The 509-nt window shown below is 74.9% G+C and carries 1 protein-coding gene; it reads right to left on the bottom strand.

Annotated elements, in window-relative coordinates; genetic code table 11:
• Nucleotides 1-509: tripartite tricarboxylate transporter substrate-binding protein (locus INR38_RS28590; RefSeq protein ID WP_278251486.1), on the bottom strand; the 509-nt coding region annotated here is incomplete at both ends.

Here is a 509-nt window from a genome sequence, read left to right as displayed (position 1 = left end):
GGGCGTTGAGCAGTTCGCCCGCCAGATGCTGGGAGGTGCCCGTGCCCGAACTGGCGTAGCTCCACTGGCCCGGTTTGGCTTTCATGGCGGCTACCAGTTCGCCCAGGCTGCCGGCCGCACCCCGGGCAGGGCCCACCAGCACCATGGCGCCCCGGGCCATCACGGCCACGGCGGTCAGCTCGCGGCCCACCTCGGGCTGGCGTGGGCCGGACAGCTGCGGTCCGGGCACGGAGACCAGGGTCAGACCATCTGCAGGCGCCTTGGCCGCCGCCTGCAGGCTGATCGCGCCCGAGGCGCCCGGCCGGTTTTCCACCACCACGCTGACACCGGCCCTGGCCTCCAGTTGCCGGGCCACATGGCGGGTCAGCACGTCCAGGCTGCCGCCGGGCGCAAAGCCCACGATCCAGGTGATGGGCTTGCCCTGGGGCGCGTGCGCCGCCGGCTCGGCCGCGCGGGCCGTGGGCAGTGCAAGGGCCAGCAGGGCTGCGGCGGCCAGGGGGCGCAGTGCA

It is taken from the genome of Delftia sp. SD018 (assembly GCF_017355445.1).
GTDB lineage: Bacteria > Pseudomonadota > Gammaproteobacteria > Burkholderiales > Burkholderiaceae_C > Comamonas > Comamonas acidovorans.
Note: the sequence above shows the minus strand (reverse complement) of the source record. Positions and strands in the feature narration are given on the sequence as shown.